This window comes from Niallia sp. 03133 (assembly GCF_052663225.1).
In genome coordinates this window covers 368,040-387,057 of the sequence record NZ_JBQTCY010000002.1, presented here as the reverse complement: position 1 = coordinate 387,057, position 19,018 = coordinate 368,040, and the positions used below count along the sequence as shown (strand labels likewise).

18 protein-coding genes and 2 riboswitches are annotated in these 19,018 nt (G+C 34.3%); of the genes, 9 read left to right on the top strand and 9 right to left on the bottom strand.

Features of this window, described 5'->3' with window-relative positions:
• Nucleotides 1–54 precede the first annotated feature (54 nt).
• From ACTYBU_RS04360 to ACTYBU_RS04345, 4 genes are all read left to right on the top strand, one after another.
• The gene (locus ACTYBU_RS04360) at nt 55–1,368 is read left to right on the top strand and encodes an ABC transporter substrate-binding protein (RefSeq protein ID WP_445487441.1); all 1,314 of its coding nucleotides are present in this window, start codon (nt 55–57) and stop codon (nt 1,366–1,368) included.
• 71 nt (nt 1,369–1,439) lie between these two features.
• The gene (locus ACTYBU_RS04355; protein ID WP_445487439.1) at nt 1,440–2,339 is read left to right on the top strand and encodes a carbohydrate ABC transporter permease; all 900 of its coding nucleotides are present in this window, start codon (nt 1,440–1,442) and stop codon (nt 2,337–2,339) included.
• A 3-nt stretch (nt 2,340–2,342) separates the two neighbouring features.
• A complete protein-coding gene (locus ACTYBU_RS04350) occupies nt 2,343–3,185 on the top strand; it encodes a carbohydrate ABC transporter permease (RefSeq protein ID WP_445487437.1) in 843 nt (280 codons plus the stop codon).
• 21 nt (nt 3,186–3,206) lie between these two features.
• On the top strand, nt 3,207–5,414 hold the full coding sequence (locus ACTYBU_RS04345; protein WP_445487435.1) for a GH32 C-terminal domain-containing protein: 2,208 nt from the start codon (nt 3,207–3,209) through the stop codon (nt 5,412–5,414).
• A gap of 274 nt (nt 5,415–5,688) precedes the next feature.
• Here ACTYBU_RS04345 and sda read toward each other — a convergent pair whose 3' ends face one another.
• Together sda and ACTYBU_RS04335 are read right to left on the bottom strand one after the other, a co-directional pair.
• Nucleotides 5,689–5,850, bottom strand: a complete 162-nt coding sequence (gene sda, locus ACTYBU_RS04340) for a sporulation histidine kinase inhibitor Sda (RefSeq protein ID WP_445487434.1) — start codon at nt 5,848–5,850, stop codon at nt 5,689–5,691.
• A gap of 94 nt (nt 5,851–5,944) precedes the next feature.
• Nucleotides 5,945–6,007 (bottom strand): HD domain-containing protein, encoded by a 63-nt coding sequence (locus ACTYBU_RS04335; protein ID WP_445487562.1) that lies wholly within the window; start codon nt 6,005–6,007, stop codon nt 5,945–5,947.
• 264 nt (nt 6,008–6,271) lie between these two features.
• Here ACTYBU_RS04335 and ACTYBU_RS04330 point away from each other — a divergent pair, with 264 nt between their 5' ends.
• Nucleotides 6,272–7,237, top strand: coding sequence for a glycoside hydrolase domain-containing protein (locus ACTYBU_RS04330; protein WP_445487433.1), 966 nt, complete (start codon nt 6,272–6,274; stop codon nt 7,235–7,237).
• A 47-nt stretch (nt 7,238–7,284) separates the two neighbouring features.
• On the opposite strand, the gene ACTYBU_RS04325 is transcribed toward ACTYBU_RS04330, so the two are convergent.
• The 3 genes from ACTYBU_RS04325 to ACTYBU_RS04315 form a co-directional block, all read right to left on the bottom strand.
• A complete protein-coding gene (locus tag ACTYBU_RS04325) occupies nt 7,285–8,208 on the bottom strand; it encodes a class I SAM-dependent methyltransferase (protein WP_445487431.1) in 924 nt (307 codons plus the stop codon).
• 920 nt (nt 8,209–9,128) lie between these two features.
• Nucleotides 9,129–9,287 carry a hypothetical protein gene (locus tag ACTYBU_RS04320; protein ID WP_445487430.1) on the bottom strand — a complete coding sequence of 53 codons (159 nt, stop codon included), beginning with the start codon at nt 9,285–9,287 and terminating at the stop codon, nt 9,129–9,131.
• A 16-nt stretch (nt 9,288–9,303) separates the two neighbouring features.
• Nucleotides 9,304–9,612 (bottom strand): hypothetical protein, encoded by a 309-nt coding sequence (locus ACTYBU_RS04315; RefSeq protein ID WP_445487428.1) that lies wholly within the window; start codon nt 9,610–9,612, stop codon nt 9,304–9,306.
• Nucleotides 9,613–9,833: 221 nt separating this feature from the next.
• A riboswitch (SAM riboswitch) is annotated at nt 9,834–9,945 on the top strand.
• Between the two features lie 100 nt (nt 9,946–10,045).
• A riboswitch (cobalamin riboswitch) is annotated at nt 10,046–10,243 on the top strand.
• A 154-nt stretch (nt 10,244–10,397) separates the two neighbouring features.
• Here ACTYBU_RS04315 and metE point away from each other — a divergent pair.
• Nucleotides 10,398–12,695 carry a 5-methyltetrahydropteroyltriglutamate--homocysteine S-methyltransferase gene (metE, locus tag ACTYBU_RS04310; RefSeq protein ID WP_445487427.1) on the top strand — a complete coding sequence of 766 codons (2,298 nt, stop codon included), beginning with the start codon at nt 10,398–10,400 and terminating at the stop codon, nt 12,693–12,695.
• Between the two features lie 193 nt (nt 12,696–12,888).
• Here the strand turns inward: metE and ACTYBU_RS04305 are convergent, their stop codons facing one another.
• The gene (locus tag ACTYBU_RS04305; RefSeq protein WP_445487426.1) at nt 12,889–13,083 is read right to left on the bottom strand and encodes a hypothetical protein; all 195 of its coding nucleotides are present in this window, start codon (nt 13,081–13,083) and stop codon (nt 12,889–12,891) included.
• A gap of 285 nt (nt 13,084–13,368) precedes the next feature.
• Between ACTYBU_RS04305 and ACTYBU_RS04300 the strand changes: the two genes are divergently transcribed.
• A complete protein-coding gene (locus ACTYBU_RS04300; protein WP_445487560.1) occupies nt 13,369–14,205 on the top strand; it encodes a YitT family protein in 837 nt (278 codons plus the stop codon).
• Between the two features lie 159 nt (nt 14,206–14,364).
• On the opposite strand, the gene ACTYBU_RS04295 is transcribed toward ACTYBU_RS04300, so the two are convergent.
• Nucleotides 14,365–14,667, bottom strand: a complete 303-nt coding sequence (locus ACTYBU_RS04295) for a hypothetical protein (RefSeq protein ID WP_445487424.1) — start codon at nt 14,665–14,667, stop codon at nt 14,365–14,367.
• A 494-nt stretch (nt 14,668–15,161) separates the two neighbouring features.
• On the opposite strand from ACTYBU_RS04295, the gene ACTYBU_RS04290 reads away from it, so the two are divergent.
• Both ACTYBU_RS04290 and ACTYBU_RS04285 read left to right on the top strand, forming a co-directional pair.
• Nucleotides 15,162–15,692 carry a DUF402 domain-containing protein gene (locus ACTYBU_RS04290; protein ID WP_445487559.1) on the top strand — a complete coding sequence of 177 codons (531 nt, stop codon included), beginning with the start codon at nt 15,162–15,164 and terminating at the stop codon, nt 15,690–15,692.
• A gap of 140 nt (nt 15,693–15,832) precedes the next feature.
• The gene (locus ACTYBU_RS04285) at nt 15,833–16,933 is read left to right on the top strand and encodes a DUF1835 domain-containing protein (protein ID WP_445487423.1); all 1,101 of its coding nucleotides are present in this window, start codon (nt 15,833–15,835) and stop codon (nt 16,931–16,933) included.
• 68 nt (nt 16,934–17,001) lie between these two features.
• Here ACTYBU_RS04285 and ACTYBU_RS04280 read toward each other — a convergent pair whose 3' ends face one another.
• Complete coding sequence (locus tag ACTYBU_RS04280) at nt 17,002–17,727, bottom strand: AAA family ATPase (RefSeq protein ID WP_445487557.1); 726 nt, start codon at nt 17,725–17,727, stop codon at nt 17,002–17,004.
• A gap of 197 nt (nt 17,728–17,924) precedes the next feature.
• Nucleotides 17,925–18,800, bottom strand: coding sequence for a LysR family transcriptional regulator (locus ACTYBU_RS04275; RefSeq protein ID WP_445487421.1), 876 nt, complete (start codon nt 18,798–18,800; stop codon nt 17,925–17,927).
• Nucleotides 18,801–19,018: the final 218 nt, after the last annotated feature.

The window sequence follows — 19,018 nt, the reverse complement described above, 5'->3', positions numbered from 1 at the left end:
TAATTATTTAACTTTTTTGGAAGCGTTTCCATCAAAAAGAGAGGGGGAAGACGTTTGAAAAAATTATTTAGTTTTTTTATGATTTCAGCCCTTATTTTCGGTTTAACTGCTTGTACTAATTCTACGAATAATAGTGCAGATTCAACAAATGATAATGAGCCAAAAGAATTAACAGTATGGGTACATGTTCCTGCAGAGGATCAAGAGGGTAAAAATTATGATTTAAGAGCTAAAGAATTTGAAGAACAACATAAAAATGTAAAGGTAAACGTTGAACATATCGTAAAAACCGGGGAGGGAAGTGGATATAATGATAGACTCAACGCTGCCATTACAACTGGAGATTTACCAGATGTAATTACTCTTGAAAGCGTGTACACTGCGTCTTATGTTGATTCAGATCTTCTTTTGCCTTTAAATGAGTATTTAGGAAAAGATGTAATTGATTCTTATTTAGATACAATCGTAAAGGCTGGAAGCGTTGGAGATGATTTATACGCGTTGCAATCCTTTGATTTATCAGCACCTGTATTCTACAATGTAGATTTATTTAAAGCTGCGGGAATAGATATTCCAGCAGATGAGAATGGAAATTGGACATTAGATTTAGCTTGGAGCTATGATGAATTTTTGAAAAATACTAGAATTCTCAAAGAATTTATGGGGCAAGAACCAGTGCATATGTACCCTGATAATAATGGATGGCAAATGTATGCACACTCTCCAATCATTTTTTCCAATGATGCGCAATTAGTTGGAGAAAATGGCTTAGACACAGATGGTTATTTAAATAGTGAAAATACAATGGAAGCTCTAAACTTTATCAATACTCTATTTAGAGAAGGAATTGTTTCACCAACTGCTAGGGAAAATGCATTTGCTACGGAAAAAGCAGCAATTAGTTTTGAAGGACCTTGGGTGATTGATGTACTTACAAAAGAGTATCCAGATTTGAATTGGTCATTAATGCCTTATCCATATGGGAAAAAGGGGCATAACTCAGCACCACATGGCAGTTGGTATGTTGCTGCGACGAAAAATACAAAATATCCTGAACTTACAGCCGAGCTAATAGCTCACTTAACAAATAAGGATAGTGCTAAGGCGATGGAAGAAGATGCTGGACTAATTCCAGGTCATAAAGAACTATTAGCTTCGTCGAAAACATATAGTGAGTATCCTAGAAAATTAATGTTAGATCAATTAGTAGAAACTGCACATGTTAAACCTACATCACCTATTTTCCCAGTACTTGAAGATGTATTAGGAGATATTATAGAAGGAATAGCTTTAGGTAGCGATTCTGTTGAGAATTTAGTTCAGGATGCAGTGGATAAAGCTGAACGTGAAGCTTCAAGATTTAAGTAAAAAACAAATTTGATAGAATAATAGTAAGTATACGAGAAGTCGTATACTTACTATTATTAAGGGGTATTTATATGAATAAAGGAAGAAAAAACATAAATAAATACGGAGTACTGAAATTCTTTTTTAGTAGTAAATTTTTATTTTTACTTCCAGCATTTGCCTTAATAGGTGTGTTTGTAATCTATCCATTAATACTTGCAGTTGGCTTTTCATTTACAGACTATTACCTACTGAAACCAAATGATATCTCATTTATTGGATTTGATAATTACATGGAAATAGTAGAAGACAATCATGCACGATACGCTTTTTTTAACTCTTCTAAATATGTCATTTATATAGTCCCACTTCAAGTCGCTTTATCATTGTTCTTAGCCATCTTAATTGCAAAAAAATCAAAAGTGAATACCTTTTTTAGAACTGTATTCTTTTCACCATATATATTATCCATTATAGTTGTTTCTTTACTATGGAAAAACATTCTAGATCCAAGTGTGGGGATTATTAACATTTTTTTGGCTGATTTAGGCTTTAACAAGCAAGGCTTTTTTACCGATTCTGATCTAGCACTCCCAACCATCTCCTTTATTATTCTTTGGCAAGGTATAAGTTTTCAAATGTTAATATTAATGGCTGCACTACAGGATATTCCATCAGCACTGTACGAAGCAGCGGATATAGAAGGTGCAAATGGCTGGAAAAAGTTTAAATATATTACACTTCCTAGTATAAAGGGGCAGCTCGTATTTGTACTGATTGTTGTAACAACGGGGACATTTAAAATCATCATAGAACCGTTAGTATTAACAAATGGAGGACCAAATGGCAGTACAGCTAGTATCTTATTATACATGTTTGAACAGGGAACAAGATATCGTCAAATTGGCTACTCAAGTGCCATAACGGTTGTATTCGCATTAATATTAATCATCATTGCATTGGCTCAAAGAAAATTATTTAAGGAGGAATAAAAATTGAAGAAATCTAATGTGATTACAGCTATAAAAATGCTTGTGTTAATGACATTTGCTTTCCTGTTCTTATTCCCAACTGTTTGGATGTTTGTGAATAGCACAAAAACGGTTGCAGAAATTTCTAAAGAAATTGGTACGATTAAAAGTTTTGTACCAAATTTTAATCATATAACTATTTGGCTGGAACCTTATAAAGATATTTTTAGTAGATTTAATTTTTCTCTTCATTTTTTTAATAGTGTTTTTTATAGTTTTGTAATTGTTGTAGGAAGTTTATTTGTCAATTCGTTAGCGGGGTATGCCTTAGCAACATTTGATATACCATTTAAAAAGTATATTACTGGAGTTTTACTTATTTTAATTATTTTTCCTTTTCAATCAGTTCTAATTCAAATATTCATTATCATAAATAAAATGAATCTAACGAATACAGTTTGGGGGCTGGCATTACCTCATATTGGAAGTGCATTTAACATTTATTTATTTATGGTATTTTTTAAGAAAATTCCTAAAGAATTAAGAGAATCAGCATACATCGATGGTGCGTCGGACTGGAAAATATTCACTAAAATTGCTGTGCCAATCTCTAAACCTATTTTCCTGACGATTGGAATATTAGTGTTTGTCGGATCCTGGAATGATTATGTCTGGCCTCTTATGATTTTCACTGAAACTTCAAAATATCCATTATCCGTTGCTGTAAATATTATGAATGAGACAAAGCCAGTATATTTAAACCAAGTGATGGCAGGGTTAACCATAACAACGATTCCCATTTTATTGGTTTATATTTTCGGACAAAAATACATCATGCCACAAAATTCTTCTTCTGGAATTAAATAATAGGTTTATTGGAGGTGGCTTATGAGTTTAATTTATAACATTAATTTTAATGAAGGAAACGGTAATCAAACAAAAGAACATATACGCGGAAATCTGTTGAAAATCGAGTATGTTTTTAATGATGCCAAGTATAAAGAAAACAGTTCACCACGTTGGATTAAGTCCCCCATATCAGGTTACGCACTAGATTTTGATGGTTATTCTACCTATATTATAGATAAACCATTGGAGGTAATAGGATCATTTTCGATATCCGCTTTAATGGCACCTCGTTGTTTCGAAGCTTGCCATGGAGAAGTATCAACAACGATCATTGACCAATTAGATAAAAGCAATAAAAAAGGATTTGCTTTGAGTCTATATCAACATGGTGAAATACAATTTGAAATTGGAGACGGGAAAAAAATACATCTGCAAAGAAGTAAAAAACAAGTTGAATTTTATAAAAAATCACTCATTACTGTTACGTATAACCAAGAAACGAACGAGATGCTACTATATATAAATGCAGAACTTCAATTGATGTGTGATTCCATTACTAGGTGGATACCTTCAACTATCCCATTATCTATCGGATTAAATAATAGCCCATTTAAAATAAGTGACATTTTTAAAGGTGGGATGTTTTCTGGATTGATTGATTTTATCCAAATATTTGATGAAGCTTTGTCCACTGAAACGATCCAAAGTGAGTTTCTTGGTTTGTGTGATAAGCTGTCACTTAATTTAAAGGATATAGACCTTGATGAATGTAAACTGTTAGATGACGAACATCGTCCGCAATACCATGCAATCCCACCACAACATTGGATGAATGAGCCTCATGCTCCCTTTTACTTTAATGGGAAATACCACTTATTCTTTCAAAAAAATGCATCTGGTCCTTATTTCTCCAATTTGCATTGGGGACATTGGACAAGTGATGATTTAGTTTTTTGGGAAAATCAAAAAACTGCGTTGTTCCCACAAAAGGGTGACCTAACGCCATCAGGTGTCTGGTCTGGGTCTGCAACAATTGGACCAAATAAAATCCCTTGTCTTTTTTATACATTTGCCAATTTTGATAAGGAATGTAATCAAGGTGTAGCTATCGCTCGTCCTAAAAATATAGAAGATCCACACTTAGTTGATTGGGAAATGTCCACTCATGCAGCAATAACTCAAACCGATAAACAAGGAATACCTTCCCAATTTAGAGATCCATTTGTCTGGAAAGATGAACAAGAAGAGGAATGGTATTTAATAATTGGAGGCGGCATAGAAGGCAAAGGCCCAACAGCCTGGATCTATTCATCAGATGATTGTGTAAATTGGACATTTAGAGGGGAATTTTTTACGGTAGACAATAAAAACTATCCTTTACTAGGAACGAATTGGGAGCTTCCTGTTTTTTTACCAGTGTCTGACGGAAAGGGAAACACAAAATATATATTTATTTTTATGAGTTATTTTAATGTAGAACCAAAAGGTCAAGTGGATACCTATTATTTTCTTGGGGATTTTGATAAAAACAACTTTAAATTTATCCCTCATTCCCAAGAACCACAATTGATAGATTATGGCAGGTTTAAATTTAGTGGACCAAGTGGTTTTGTGGATCCACTGACAAACAAATCAATCGTATTTTCAATCCTTCAAGGTAACCGGAATGAGCAGGAAGAGCATGATGCCGGCTGGGCACATAATGCGGGACTTCCCATTGAACTTTACCTTGAAAACAATGAGCTTAGAATGAAACCATTGGAAAATCTAGTATCTTTGAGAGATGAAACGTTAGTGAATGAAAAGAATAGGTTATTAGTTGATATCAATGAAAAGCTTAAAGTTGTCCATCATAAAATGCTTGAAATAATAGTGGAATTTGAAGATACAAACAAGGTAGTTGGCTTGGAATTTAAAAGGCATCCTACGAACCAGGAAAAAACAAGTCTAATCTTTGATAAAGAGCAAAAACAAGTTTGGTTTGACCGAAGCAAAAGTAGTATTCAGCGCAAAGGGGATATACAAGGTGGTTCACTTGTCATAGATAAAGGATTAATCGCACATATTTATATCGATCATTCTACAATCGAATGCTACTTGAATGATAAAAAAATGATTACGAGCAGGTCTTATCCTTCTCTAAAAAACAGTGATTATTTATCTCTTATTGGAGATGAAACGATCCATATCAGATCAATTCAAGTCTATAAACTAAAACCAATTTGGAAAAATAGGGGAAGCGAGTAAACGTAATGACAATAGGCAGTAAAAATTAATCACAAAATACAAACATAAATATCACCTAATGCTGGGGTATTGCTGGATAAATGAATGATCCAAATGGTTTTTCACTTTTTAATAATGAGCATAATTAGGGAGTTTCTTCATGTCGAGAAGAAGAGATAGGCAGAGGGAGAAGGGATAGTATTTGAATTTTTTAGCAAAACAAAGGAGGTGATTTGTTCAATAAAATCATCTCCATTATTTAGATGCTACAATCTGCACTTAAGAAATTAGATCCCTATAAATTTTTAACCTGCAGATGCTGAATTATCTGTATCAATCCTCTATTAAATAACTCTGCTCTTAGAATTTGAATAAATTCAGAAGATAGATTAAGTTTTCTTGCATCTATATATGCTTCTAATAGAGAATGATCACTCAGCAGATTTAATGTGGACATGGAAAAAACCTCCAAAAAAATACATACTAATTGTTTTTTCCCTATTTCTTTTTTTTATAAACATCTGTAAAAGATGATGATTATATCCAAGCGTCTATTCAACTGCATGAGAAAATGGCAAATGCCCAATATCATGAAGGATAGCTGCAGCTCTCAAATTTATATCATCAAGAAAAAAACGCTGTCATTTTCCAAACTCTCACAGTATGTTCAAATCTTGAATGAACAACGGAGAACACGAGTGATCCCGATCCAAAGCGATTAAGTAACCTAAAATGATTCTGATTCTTTTTTTGCAGGTTATTTATGGACGAAACTAAGAAAACCGCATTTTATAAAAAATAGAATGAAAAAAGGGTGCCTTATTAGGTGCTCTTTTTCTATTGTATTAATAACTATAGAAAGAGGAGTGTGGTGTGAATTGGCAAAAGGATTTGATTGTGCAACAAAATTGACAGCTGAAACGGCCAAGGGTTTAAAAAATGCTGGTTTTGATTATGCTGCCCGTTATCTTGGCGACAGCTGGAAGTCATTTAATCAAGAAGAGGCTGCAGCCATTCAAGCTGAAGGATTGAATTTAATCAGCATTTATCAAAAAAGTGCAAATTATGGGTCCTATTTTACTTCCTTGCAAGGAGCTGCAGATGTAAAAGAAGCAATGGAATATGCACAGTCTGTTCAACAGCCAAAAGGGACAGCTATTTATTTTGCTGTAGACTTTGATGCATCCTTTTACCAGTTGAAAAGTGTGCTTCAATATTTCAGTGAGATACAAAGGATAGTAAAGAATTATAAAATAGGAATCTATGGTTCATACAAAGTGGTGAATGCAGTAAAGGATGCGGGGTTAGCAGACTTTTACTGGCAAACGTATGCATGGTCAAGAGGGCAAGTTGCTGACTTTATTCATATGTATCAATGTGAAAATAATATTCGTACTGCCGGCGTAACCATTGATCGAAATAATATTATAAAGAGTCCGGGACATTGGAAGAAGGAAACAGCAAAGGAAGCTGTTATAGAATCGATTTCTAAGAAGACCTATCATATTAATAAGACGGTGAATGCTTATATAAATGCAGCAGATGCAAAAGCGAAGCAAAATAAAAAAGGAAACGTTTCGAAAGGAGAATACTATCTATACAAGGAATTTCAAGGAATGATAAATGTTACGAAGAAGCAAGAGGTTCCAGGAAGCTGGATTAACCCATCTGAAAATATAATAGAGGATGAAATACAACCTAAATATCATATTGTAAAAAAAGGAGAAACGTTAACGAAAATAGCAAAAGATTATAAAACAGCAGTCGATAGTATAAAAAAATTAAACCCGGACATTAAAAATATAGATTTGATCTATGAAAAGCAAAAAATCCGCATTAAATAAGCAGTCCGTTCCAGCCCTAAACAGAAGGGGATGGAACGGACAAACAGCTATCTATTATTTTTTACAGCATGCATAAAATGAATGGTTTCAAAAGCGGATAAAAAGTCGCTTCGATTTTGAAAGTATCGTTCTTCGATATCCTTTGGAGTTAAATGCTCAAATATCAGCATACCTGCACTCTCCAGCAATTCCTCCATTTCTTGATAAGAAAAGCAGGAAATCATTGGTTCGCCGCCAACTGCAGCCATTTTTACCATGTTTTCCACTCTGTTTGATTCCCCTTTTTCTGTAAAAAGATGTTCATCTCCATAATCAAAAACAATGGAGCTTCCAGATGGAACAATGGCAAATAGCTGTTGTAGCAAATGAGCGAACTGTTCTTTCATTAAATAATAGGAAACGCCTAGAAGGCTGAAAAATGTTTTTTTGCTGCGATCAAAACCTGCATTTACTAGCAGGTTATCAGAAAATTCTTCGGAAAAATAAATTTGTACAAAATGTAAATGGTCAGGAATCTCTAATTCTGCTTCATGTAATCGATCTATTTTATTTCCCTGTGTTGCGGGGTAATCCAATTCAAAAATTTGCAGCTTGTTTTTAAGATGCGTATGGCGAAAGCAAAAAGTATCCAGCCCTGCTCCTAAAATAACGTATTGCTTTGCATCTAAGAAAACTTCATGTAATAAAGCTGTTTCACAAAAAGCAGCCCGAGCTAATGGCGTTGGAGAAAGCTGTATTTGTGTAATCCATTTTAGTAATTTATCTGCGTTATAATCTAATTTATCTGCGATTTCTTTATTAAAAAACTGTATGCCTTGAACCATATTCTCTTTAATCATACTTTTCTCTTGCTGGGAGATTAAATTCTTTGCGATATAATCATCAAATATTAGTGGGCGATCAAACTCACTATGATACGCTCTGCTAAAAGCGGAAACGAGTGAAGTAACACTTGCTTTGCCTGTTTTCATAAAAAAGACCTCCATAAAAAAATAGGGTTCTCATGGCCATGAGAACCCTATTATATAATCATTATGGTTAACTGTAAATTTTAGCATAAATAATATTTTTTGTCAATTTTTAATGAGTATATATCAATCAATGCACTTAAATTTTTGAAATTTGCAACAACTTTAGTAAAGGTATAGCTGCTCTCCAGCAAAGGCTAAACCTTTAATCTTGCAGTGTTAGTTCCAGCTGCTTTACAGCTTTTGGACCCACCCCATGCAGCTGCAACAAGTCTTTTTTCGTTATTTTTGCAAGTTGGCTTTATCCCACTCTTAACGGGCAGTATAAGCCCCGCCTCAAGATTACGAGAAATCGAGGAAGATAGGCGTTGAAACTTGCCCGTAAAGGTCCGATAAGTGCAACTAACCATCAGTGGAGGATAAGGAAAACCCCCACTGATGGAAGTTTACTTTATGGAAATCAATCAGCTTGTACTCCTGAAGGTTAGCATCTAAAAAAGTTCATTCGTTTTGGCCTTGTTCTAATTAGGAAAAAAACTTTAGGAAGCTTGTTTCCGCAATTTACCACAAGTTACACATTTATTATTATAATAGTTAAATTTGTGATATCTGCGAATGTAGCAAATAATGGATTTTATCAAAAAAAGCACCTCCTTATAAAAATTGCTTAAAGCATATTTCTATAAACATTGATGCTATCTGGTAGTTGTTATCACAAATTGTAGCTTTAAATGGTACATTTTAGTAAGTGTGTTATTTCCTGTATTTTCTAAAAAAACATAGGTGAATATAACTATCTGCTTGTCTGTAAATGGGATGAAACAGTAATAAGGTTAAGTTATTAATCTTAGCTTTTTGAATTGCCTTATATTATGAATGACAACGTATAGAATGGGGAGAATAATATAGAAATAACCCTGCTCTCATTCATTAGATTTAATAAATCGAATATGAATCGGCAATAAAAACGCATATGTTACAAAGAAAACGATAACCGAGTAGAAAAGATTCCATCCATGAAAAATCATATATCCAGATAATTTCATGCCAATGTCTGTAAGTGAAGAAAACAATACAAACACAATTGTAAGTTTCCATTTATTTTCCGGTGTCAAGTAATTTAAATAAAGAATGGCAAGGGAGGCTGGAATAAAGGTATAGCTGACGATTTCCCCGAGCCCCGTTTTTTTTTGGATCTCCTAAATCAAGCAAATCAAATACTCTTCCGATTAAACCTTCACATACCCATGTGGCAAATCCGATTATCCCAAATATGATATAAATGTCTTTCCAGTTTATCTTTTTTTTCGGAATAAAAAGGACCATGATGACAAGAAGGGTGCTTATAACCAATGGAAACCATAAACCTTTCGCATGTAAATCTAAATGATCAATAAAATAATTCATTTATAAAGCTCCTTTGTACACAGATGATAAATTACAGCTATGATTTATGTTTTGCTGAAAGGGCTTAATCCATACAAATTACAAATGTTTTTTCTTCGGAATTCTGAACCTGTGATGCTGGAATGTTGTTAAAGAATTTTTGTTTTTTTAAAAATTCTTTTTGACAGAATATTATTAAGTATGTTAACATCCAATTACATTAAAAAAACGAGAATAAATAACTCTTATGAAGAGAGGCGGAGGGACTGGCCCTACGAAGCCTCAGCAACCATTCTTACCTTGGTGGAAAAGGTGCTAATTCCAGCAAAGCAAAAATGCTTTGAAAAATAAGAGAGGATCCTTAAGACAAAAAGCCTCTCTAAAATAATAGAGAGGCTTTTTGTCTTAAGGAAAATAGTGCTTATTATCTAGCCAATATTTTTCTTTTGAAAATTTAATACATAACACACTAGGTGCGGTATAAGAATTTTGTACAGCTTAAAAGGGAAGACCGGTTAAATTCCGGCACGGTCCCGCCACTGTGATGGGGAGCAACTTATTAAGATAACCACTGTTTCTTAATGAAAGAAATGGGAAGGGATAAGAAGCGTTGAACCTAAGTCAGGAGACCTGCCTGTTGTGTCAGCTATACTCTACGTGGATATAGAGGAGGTGCGGAATCGCATTGTTGAGAAAATCAAAATGTCTCAGCTTTATTTGTAATGCCATCTAATCTCTCTTTTCCAATAAGAAAAGGGAGATTTTTATTTTGCAGAAAAATTTAAAAACCGGGAGTGGAGAATAAAATGAGTAATGTGAAAAGTTCAAATTTGGGGTACCCTCGTATCGGGGAAAATAGAGAATGGAAAAAAGCATTAGAACAGTTTTGGGCAGGTAAAATAGAGAAAGCAGAGTTTTTAGAAACGATAGAAGGACTTCGTTTAAACCATTTAAAAAAGCAAAAAGAGAAGGGAATCGATTTAATTCCTGTTGGCGATTTTTCTTTATATGATCATGTTCTTGATACAGCAGCTATGTTTGGACTAGTGCCAAAACGTTTTGACTATAATGGCGGTAAAGTATCCCTTGAAACGTACTTTGAAATTGCCCGTGGTGCAAAAAACGCTGTAGCATCTGAAATGACAAAATGGTTTAATACGAATTACCATTACATCGTTCCTGAATTGGATGGAGTAGTACCAACACTTGTGGAAAACCGCCCATTAAGCTTTTATAAAGAAGCAAAAAAAAAGCTTGGAATTGACGGGAAACCTGTATTATTAGGACCTGTAACATTCGTGAAATTATCAAAAGGATATAAAGAAGAGGATTTTGCATCTATTATCAACCAATTTGTACCTCTTTATGAAGAAATTGCAAAACAGCTTCAAGAAGAGGGAGTGGAGTGGCTGCAAATAGATGAGCCGATTTTATCTACTTCTATCACAAAAGAAGAATTAGCGTTATTTAAGCCTGTTTATACTGCATTAACGAATGCTGCGCCAAATGTAAAATTCATTTTGCAAACATATTTTGAAAGCATTGATCAATACGAAGAAGTTGTTTCTCTTCCTGTTCAAGCAATTGGTTTGGATTTCGTTCATGATGAAGGTCAAAATATTACAGCGCTTAAAACAAAACGTTTCCCTGAGGATAAAGTGTTATTTGCAGGCGTAGTGGATGGAAGAAATATTTGGAAAGCTTCACTAGAACAAGCATCTTCTCTTTTAGGAGAAATTGCTCAAATAGTAGGAAAAGATCGTATAGTTGTTCAGCCATCTTGTAGCCTATTGCATGTACCTGTAACGGTGAAAAATGAACAGGAATTAGCCCCAGTGTTAAAAGAAGCAATTTCATTTGCAGATGAAAAATTATCAGAGGTTGCTATTCTTGCAAAAGGTGTTCAAGAAGGAAAATCTGCTATCCAAAACGAAGTGCACAACAGTGAAAAAGCAATTTCAGCATTATCCGAGTCTTCTTATCGCAATAATGTAGAAGTGCAAGAAGCGATTCAAAACCTTGCTTCTTTCTCTTCCGAAAGATATGCTGCTTTTGAAGAACGTTTAGCGCTTCAAGATAAAGTATTTCAATTGCCTATTTTGCCAACAACAACAATTGGAAGCTTCCCACAAACAGCTGAAGTTAGGAAGAAGCGTTTAAAATGGCGCAAAGGGGAAGTATCAAACGAAGAATACGGCAAATTTATTGAGGACGAAACAAAAAGATGGATTGAGATCCAAGAAAAATTAGAATTAGATGTATTGGTGCACGGTGAATTTGAAAGAACAGATATGGTGGAATATTTCGGAGAGAAGTTGGCTGGTTTCCAATTTACTAAATTCGGCTGGGTGCAATCCTATGGTTCACGCTGTGTAAAACCGCCGGTGATTTTTGGAGATGTTGCATTCCAAGAACCAATGACAGTGAAGGAAACGGTTTACGCACAAAGCTTAACATCCAAGCCAGTAAAAGGAATGCTGACAGGACCAATTACGATCTTAAACTGGTCTTTTGTACGAAATGATATTTCAAGACAACAAGTAGCAAATCAAATTGCGTTGGCACTTCGCAAGGAAGTAGAAGCGTTGGAACAAAGCGGCATCGGCATGATTCAAGTAGATGAACCGGCAATTCGCGAAGGGCTTCCATTAAAACAGAGCAAACGAGAGAACTATTTAAATGGTGCAGTATATGCATTTAAATTGTCTGTATCCTGTGTAAAAAATGAAACGCAAATTCATACACATATGTGCTATTCTGATTTTAAAAATATTATTGGCAGCATTGATGCTTTAGATGTGGATGTTATTTCCATCGAAACATCAAGAAGCCATGGAGAGCTAATAAATGCCTTCGAAGAAACAGAATACAAAAAAGGAATCGGCCTAGGTGTTTATGATATTCACAGCCCTCGTATTCCAGAATTGGAAGAAATCACAAGAAACGTTGACCGTGCATTAAAGGTGCTTGATTCGAAATTGTTCTGGATTAATCCAGACTGTGGTTTAAAAACACGCGGTGAATATGAGACAGTTGAAGCGTTAAAAGTTATGGTAGAAGCAGCAAAACAAACAAGAGCAAAACTTCTTGTAACAAAAGGATAATAGTCGTATAACAACTTTATCAAGATAGAAGGAAGGAGAATTAGTTCAAATTGAACTTGTTTGCCTTCCTTTTTTTAGGGGAATGTGCGGATCGAAATTACAGTTGAATCTCTAAGAAAATAGCAGAGTTTTAGTATGTAGAATAAATGTTAGATGTTCAGACTGAAACTCCGCTAAAATAGCGGAGCTCCCTTCATCTACCCTTTTCACGATATTCCTTTACCCACCAATCAATATGGTCTAGGTCAAAAATCAAAATGCTTCGAATGAGTTTTTGATGGGGAATAGCCTTTTCTTCTATTAAACGATTGATTTCATCTTCTGTTATAGAAAAGTCCAGCGAGTGAAGGTAAATAATTAGATTTTTTATTCCACTAACTTTTCTCATGTAATCACCCCCCGCCAAATTCTCTTTCGTAAAAAAGAAAATTTAGCAATGGGTATTATTTAGAGAAAAGGTTAGTTGTCTTTACCCAGTTATAGAAAAAATATTCCTATATGTACAATTTTAACTTGTATGATATATATTTTTATTGTTTGGATAAAGAGATGCTGAATAAATAAAAAAATATATTTACAAACTCTTCCTAAACATGATATAAATCAAAAATGTAAGAAAGGAATTATTCAAGATTATTAATTTAAAGAATAGGTGAAAAAAATGAGTAGAGAAATGTACAAAAAAGGAAGAGATATTGTTTTTATTATGCTTGGAACCTTTTTATTCGCTTTAGCTGTTAATCTATTTGTTATTCCAAACGATCTTGGGGAAGGCGGAGTAACAGGGATTACAATTATTTTGTTTTATTTATTTCAATGGGGGCCTGGGCTCGTCAGCTTTATTATTAATGCATTTTTACTTTTAATAGGATACAAGTTTTTAGATAAACAAACATGTATTTATACCATTATTGCTGTTATTTTTAATTCATTGTTTTTACATCTTACAGAAAACTGGCATATTGAATCAAATGAGATCGTTATTAACGCTATTTTTGGCGGAGTTCTGGCTGGGATTGGAATTGGCATGATTTTAAAAGTTGGCGGTACTACTGCTGGAACAACGATTTTAGCAAGAATTACAAATAAATATCTCGATTGGAATGTTAGTTTTTCTTTGCTGTTTTTTGATTTGATTGTTGCTTTTTCTGCCTACTTTATAATAGGCGCAGAAAAATTAATGATTACGATTGTAATGTTATATATTGCCACAAAGGTTATGGAGTTTATTATTGAAGGATTGAACCCGAAAAAGGCTGTAACGATTATCTCAAGTCAACAAAGCAAAATTGCAGAAAAAGTTAACGACGTAATGGATCGTGGCGTAACCGTTATGTACGGAAAAGGCTTTTATTCAAAAGATGCAAAAGAAATTCTGTATATTGTGATAAGCAAACAAGAAATGGTGATCTTAAAAAAAATAGTTAAAGAAGTGGATGAAGAAGCATTCATTACCATTCACGATGTCCGCGATGTGTTTGGGAAAGGCTTTTTGGAGCTTTCTAAATAATAAAACAATCACTTTATCATTGGTTATAGACAAAATCCCACTCTACTTAATAGGTGGGATTTTCTATTTTGTTTTTTGCTTTGTAATAAATAGGAGAAGGATTAAAATAAGCGCTGATTTGGCGCTGCAATCTCTAATGAAAAAAGTACAAAGCAAACGTCAAAGCTTCCAATCTGGAAAATCTATTTCTTGCTTTTGCTTTTCATACTCTTTCAAATTTGAGTATACGTTTCCTAATTTACTCACAATGAATCCTTGAGGACCTGATGTTTGTTCTTTACCGTTTAGTTCTTCTAATTTAATCTTCGCAAACATGTTCGCTACTGAAGCTAAACTTTCAATAGTTCCCATTAATTCCCGGTTATCATTGTTGTAGCTTTTAGCAATGGAGTAAATATAATCAAGTTTATTTTTAATAAGCTTAAGCGTTTCGATCTCAAACTGTTCATGTTGCTTTTTCATAACATTCAACTCCTTATTCATATCCTATGTGGAAAAAATGAATATTGAACGAAATAAAATAAATAAAATATAATGTAGCACGGCTTATATTATATTATGCTCAGAATATGTGGGTTGCAAAAAGTTTATCCCACTCTTAACGGGCAGTAAGCCCCCCCTCGGGGATGCCGAGAAATCGAGGAAGCTAGGTGTTGAAACTTGCCCGTAAAGGTCCGATAAGTGCAACTAACCATCAGTGGGGGATGAGGAAAAACCCCCACTGATGGAAGTTTACTTTATTCTTTAGTCCAAATAAACAGGGAAGTATATTTACATTAGTATGTACGAGTTTAAGAGTTAATGGTAATAGTAAGATTAATAATAATAAAAGGAAATAAAATAATGATTAATCGATAAAAATGGTATGATAACAAAATGATAGGAGAGTATCTGTGAATAATAAATATAGTAGGGATATTATGGAGGAATATAGCATAGAAAGGGATCATGTTAGTATGAATTTTCAGCAAAATAAAAAAATTATCGAAAAAAAAATCCGTTATAACAACAAAATAGTCGAATATAGCTGTTTATTGTTGCAAGTCGAACCGCATTTTGTCCTTTTTCATAAAATCACGGATTCTTTTACGATGACAACAGTCGAAGGAAAGCATCTAACTATTTCTAAAGGCAGTTATACCACCGCTTTTTACTGGAATGACCGCCCTTATAATGTCTATATGTGGCGAGATGAAGAGGGCAGTTATTTAGGCGCTTATTTTAATATCGTACAACATACATTCATAACAGATGAATGCCTAAGTTTTGAAGATTTAATACTGGATGTACTTGTGTTTCCTAATGGGCAAATCTTTCTTTTAGATGAAGAAGAATTGCCGAGGCCATTAGTGCAATTTGAAAATGGGTACGTGCAAAAAGCGCTGACATACTTAACTGTTAATATGGAGAGTATTTTATCCGAAATTTTTGCTGCTATGGAGACTGATTTTCCTCATGAAAAAATGCTTTCTCTTCTTAATCAGTAGGTTTTTAAGGATTTAAAAGTTATCTAGCTTTTTAACAAATTTTACGCATCCAAAATATCTTTATTTAATCAAAAGTTCTTTATTAAACAAATTCAATAAAAAAGATATGGTAAAATTTATGAAAAGGAAGGGGGGATTGAATGGAAACGAGATGTATTTATCCATTCATTTATTTCTATAGTGAATCAGTTGTGTTTGTATATGAAATTAAAACAGAAAAGTACATAAGAACTTCTCAGCTAATAGAAGCTGGTGATTGTACAGTTTATGAACTAAAAGATGGAGAAGAGTTTGCGGCATTTAATCATGAAGATGAGAATCCTGTTACTGGCAGTGGTTTTGTTATGAGTGAGGAAGGAATTGCTTTTATGATAAAAGAGGTTAACAGGCAAATTGTTAACCATAAAAAATCATTGACCATCAATAATGGAGGTTACCCTTATGCGGAGCATACTCCAGTCCATCTTGCAGCATCTGAATCAGCAGCCGGTTCTTTACGCGTTGCGCTTGATTTTCCTAAAAAGGTGATTGGTTTGTCTGAATATCTGGCAGTTGGTCCCATAAAGAATTTACATACTAAAAGCGGACAAGCAGAACGGTTTGAATGGCTGTTCGATCATATTAATACGGAAATAAGTGAATTTGACCAGGAAATTCGCTTTACGAATACACTTGCTGAAATAGCAGAAATCCCAGAACAATCTCCTATTTATATTTGGTATGGTAATAATAGTGCAGAACAAACAGCACTCCGTTTCTTACTATTTTTATTAGCTGAGAAAACAAATGATATTCATCTTGTCCATATAGAAGCACAAGACGCTATAAAACAATCCTATGTTTCTATGTTTCAATCAGAGAAATTAAAATTCTTTTTTGAGATGAAGAAAAAAGAAAAAAAGCTTTCTAATGAGGAAAAAGCCTGTTATATAGAAGAATGGAAATCGTTGGAACAGTCAAGGGAGGTATTACGTATTTGGCAGCACAACGAAATTTGCAGTGTTTCGGAGCAGTATTTTGATGCCTTTCTTTTGAAAATAATCGAAACAATCCATGAAAAACAGGAAAACAAAGCCTTTATAAAAGTTTCCACTATTATTGGGGAAGCAATTGATACGATGGAAGACAAATTAAGTGATTCTTTTATAGAATATCGCATACGTGATTTAGTGTATGGCGGGGTATTGAAGATGAAAGGGATTCCTAAATCGATACGTCATTATCGTGTAATGCTAAAGTAAGGTGCATTTCTCCTAATAAAAGAATATGTTCCTCTGATCTTTGAAGGAACATATCCTTTTTGTCACTATTATTCTTCTGCTTCTAAAAGCTCATTCAGCATTTTCTCTCGATTGTGCAAAAAATATTTGGTAATTTGATAATGATCGGTTTCTTCATACTCCATTTCTTCAATTCTGCCACTGTCAAAGCTTAAAATTGTTGCATTTGGATAGCCTAATAGAATAGGAGAGTGTGTGGCGATAATAAATTGACATTCATTTGATGTGCTTAGTTGATGCAGAATCCGCAAAAAAACTAGCTGCCTTTGCGGGGAAAGCGCGGCCTCCGGTTCATCCAATAAATAGATTGCTTTTCCCTTAAAGCGGTTTAAAAAGAGGGACAGAAACGATTCCCCATGGGATTGCTGCAACAATGATTTGCCGCCATAATCCCGAAAACCAGTTTCGTCTACTTCATCAATATGTGTGGCAAAATGATAAAACGATTCCGCCCGCAGGAAAAATCCATTTGTGACTTTTGGCAGCCAGGCTAAGCGGATAAACTCTCCTAAGTCAGAGTTGGCGGAATGCACATCATAATAGTTATTCTTGCTGCCGCCAGCAGTATGAAACCCGCATTTATCGGCAATGGCTTCTAGTAGAGTCGATTTTCCTGAGCCGTTTTCTCCGACAAAAAAAGTAACATTGCTTTTTAAATCTAATGCTTGAAAATTTTTAATGGCTGGGATGGAGAAAGGGTATTGCTCATATGTAGGGATATTTTCTTTTATTAAACTAATTCTTTTTAAAAACATGTTAGTCACCTGCCATTTTTTCATTTGTAAAGGGAGATAGCTCGGAATCCATCTGCGAATCTTTTTCCGCTAAATGCTCTTTTATGATAGTTATAGTACTTTATGTTTTATCCCACTCTTAACGGGCAGTAAGCCCTCCACCTCGGGGATGCTGAGAAATCGAGGAAGCTAGGTGGGGGATAACTGCCCGTAAAGGTTCACTTTATTCTTATTTCAGCAATCGCATCCATAAATTTACTCTCTGCTACGCCAAGGAAGGAATCTGATCGACGGATATAAACAATCTCAATATTTTTATAAGGTTTAGGGAATGGAAATAGTCGGACTAGTCCCTCTTTCTCAAATTTCTCCACCAAGGATCGTGATATTGCCGTAATACCAAGTCCAGCAATAACTGTTCCCATAATGGTTTCAAGTGTACCAAATTCCATGATTCTTGGTGTCGTCATCTTTTCTTCTTTTAGCCAATGCTGTAAGTTTTCTCTATATTGACATCCTTTATTAAATAAAATAAACGGTAAGTGCAGTAATTCTTTGCCAGATTGAACATTTTTAGATTCTTCTCTAATGGTACCACAAACAAGGACAATCTCTTCCTCAAATGCAGGAACTTGATCAAGCAATGGTTCATTGACTGGCTTCGCTACAAACGCTCCATCCAACCGATACGTTAGAACTTTTTCTATTAATTGTGAACTTACTCCCGATACAAGTGTTATATCCACTTTTTTATATTTGCCATAATATAAAGACAGAATATCAGGAAAGCCTACTACTGTTTCGACCAATCCAATGCATAGCGATCCAGAAGGATCATCCTCATCCTGAAATGCTTGATGCATTTGATTCATCAATTGCATCAGTTGTTCTCCATACTTTAAAAGTTTTTTACCTTCCACATTTAATGTCATTCCACGTCGATGGCGATGAAATAATGGCTTTCCAATTTTCCCTTCAAGAGAACGGATACGTGAAGTGACATTCGGTTGGACATAACCTAATTCATTTGCAGCAAGACTTACACTGCCATGTTCTGCAACAGCCATAAAAATACGAATATCTTCAACATCCATGATTTTCTTTTCCTCCTCATCTACTAAACTAGGTTGTATAAATTAGGTATCAAGATTAATGATATCTACGATCACTTATCATTATTTTACAAGATATTATTGCTAAGATAAAATAGTGACCATCAAATAAGGTTGCTAATAGGGGGATAAATATTAGAGATATAGGTTTTAAAATGATGCAATAAAGGCATATTTTATCCCATTCTTAACGGGCAGTA

Bases quoted from the DNA above. Each gene is read 5' to 3' on its own strand.
- ACTYBU_RS04355 (WP_445487439.1), top strand. From the start codon at position 1,440: ATGAATAAAGGAAGAAAAAACATAAATAAATACGGAGTACTGAAATTC.
- ACTYBU_RS04345 (WP_445487435.1), top strand. From the start codon at position 3,207: ATGAGTTTAATTTATAACATTAATTTTAATGAAGGAAACGGTAATCAA.
- sda (WP_445487434.1), bottom strand. From the start codon at position 5,850: ATGTCCACATTAAATCTGCTGAGTGATCATTCTCTATTAGAAGCATAT.
- ACTYBU_RS04325 (WP_445487431.1), bottom strand. From the start codon at position 8,208: ATGAAAACAGGCAAAGCAAGTGTTACTTCACTCGTTTCCGCTTTTAGC.
- ACTYBU_RS04315 (WP_445487428.1), bottom strand. From the start codon at position 9,612: ATGAATTATTTTATTGATCATTTAGATTTACATGCGAAAGGTTTATGG.
- metE (WP_445487427.1), top strand. From the start codon at position 10,398: ATGAGTAATGTGAAAAGTTCAAATTTGGGGTACCCTCGTATCGGGGAA.
- ACTYBU_RS04305 (WP_445487426.1), bottom strand. From the start codon at position 13,083: ATGAGAAAAGTTAGTGGAATAAAAAATCTAATTATTTACCTTCACTCG.
- ACTYBU_RS04300 (WP_445487560.1), top strand. From the start codon at position 13,369: ATGTACAAAAAAGGAAGAGATATTGTTTTTATTATGCTTGGAACCTTT.
- ACTYBU_RS04295 (WP_445487424.1), bottom strand. From the start codon at position 14,667: ATGAAAAAGCAACATGAACAGTTTGAGATCGAAACGCTTAAGCTTATT.
- ACTYBU_RS04290 (WP_445487559.1), top strand. From the start codon at position 15,162: ATGAATTTTCAGCAAAATAAAAAAATTATCGAAAAAAAAATCCGTTAT.
- ACTYBU_RS04285 (WP_445487423.1), top strand. From the start codon at position 15,833: ATGGAAACGAGATGTATTTATCCATTCATTTATTTCTATAGTGAATCA.
- ACTYBU_RS04280 (WP_445487557.1), bottom strand. From the start codon at position 17,727: ATGTTTTTAAAAAGAATTAGTTTAATAAAAGAAAATATCCCTACATAT.
- ACTYBU_RS04275 (WP_445487421.1), bottom strand. From the start codon at position 18,800: ATGGATGTTGAAGATATTCGTATTTTTATGGCTGTTGCAGAACATGGC.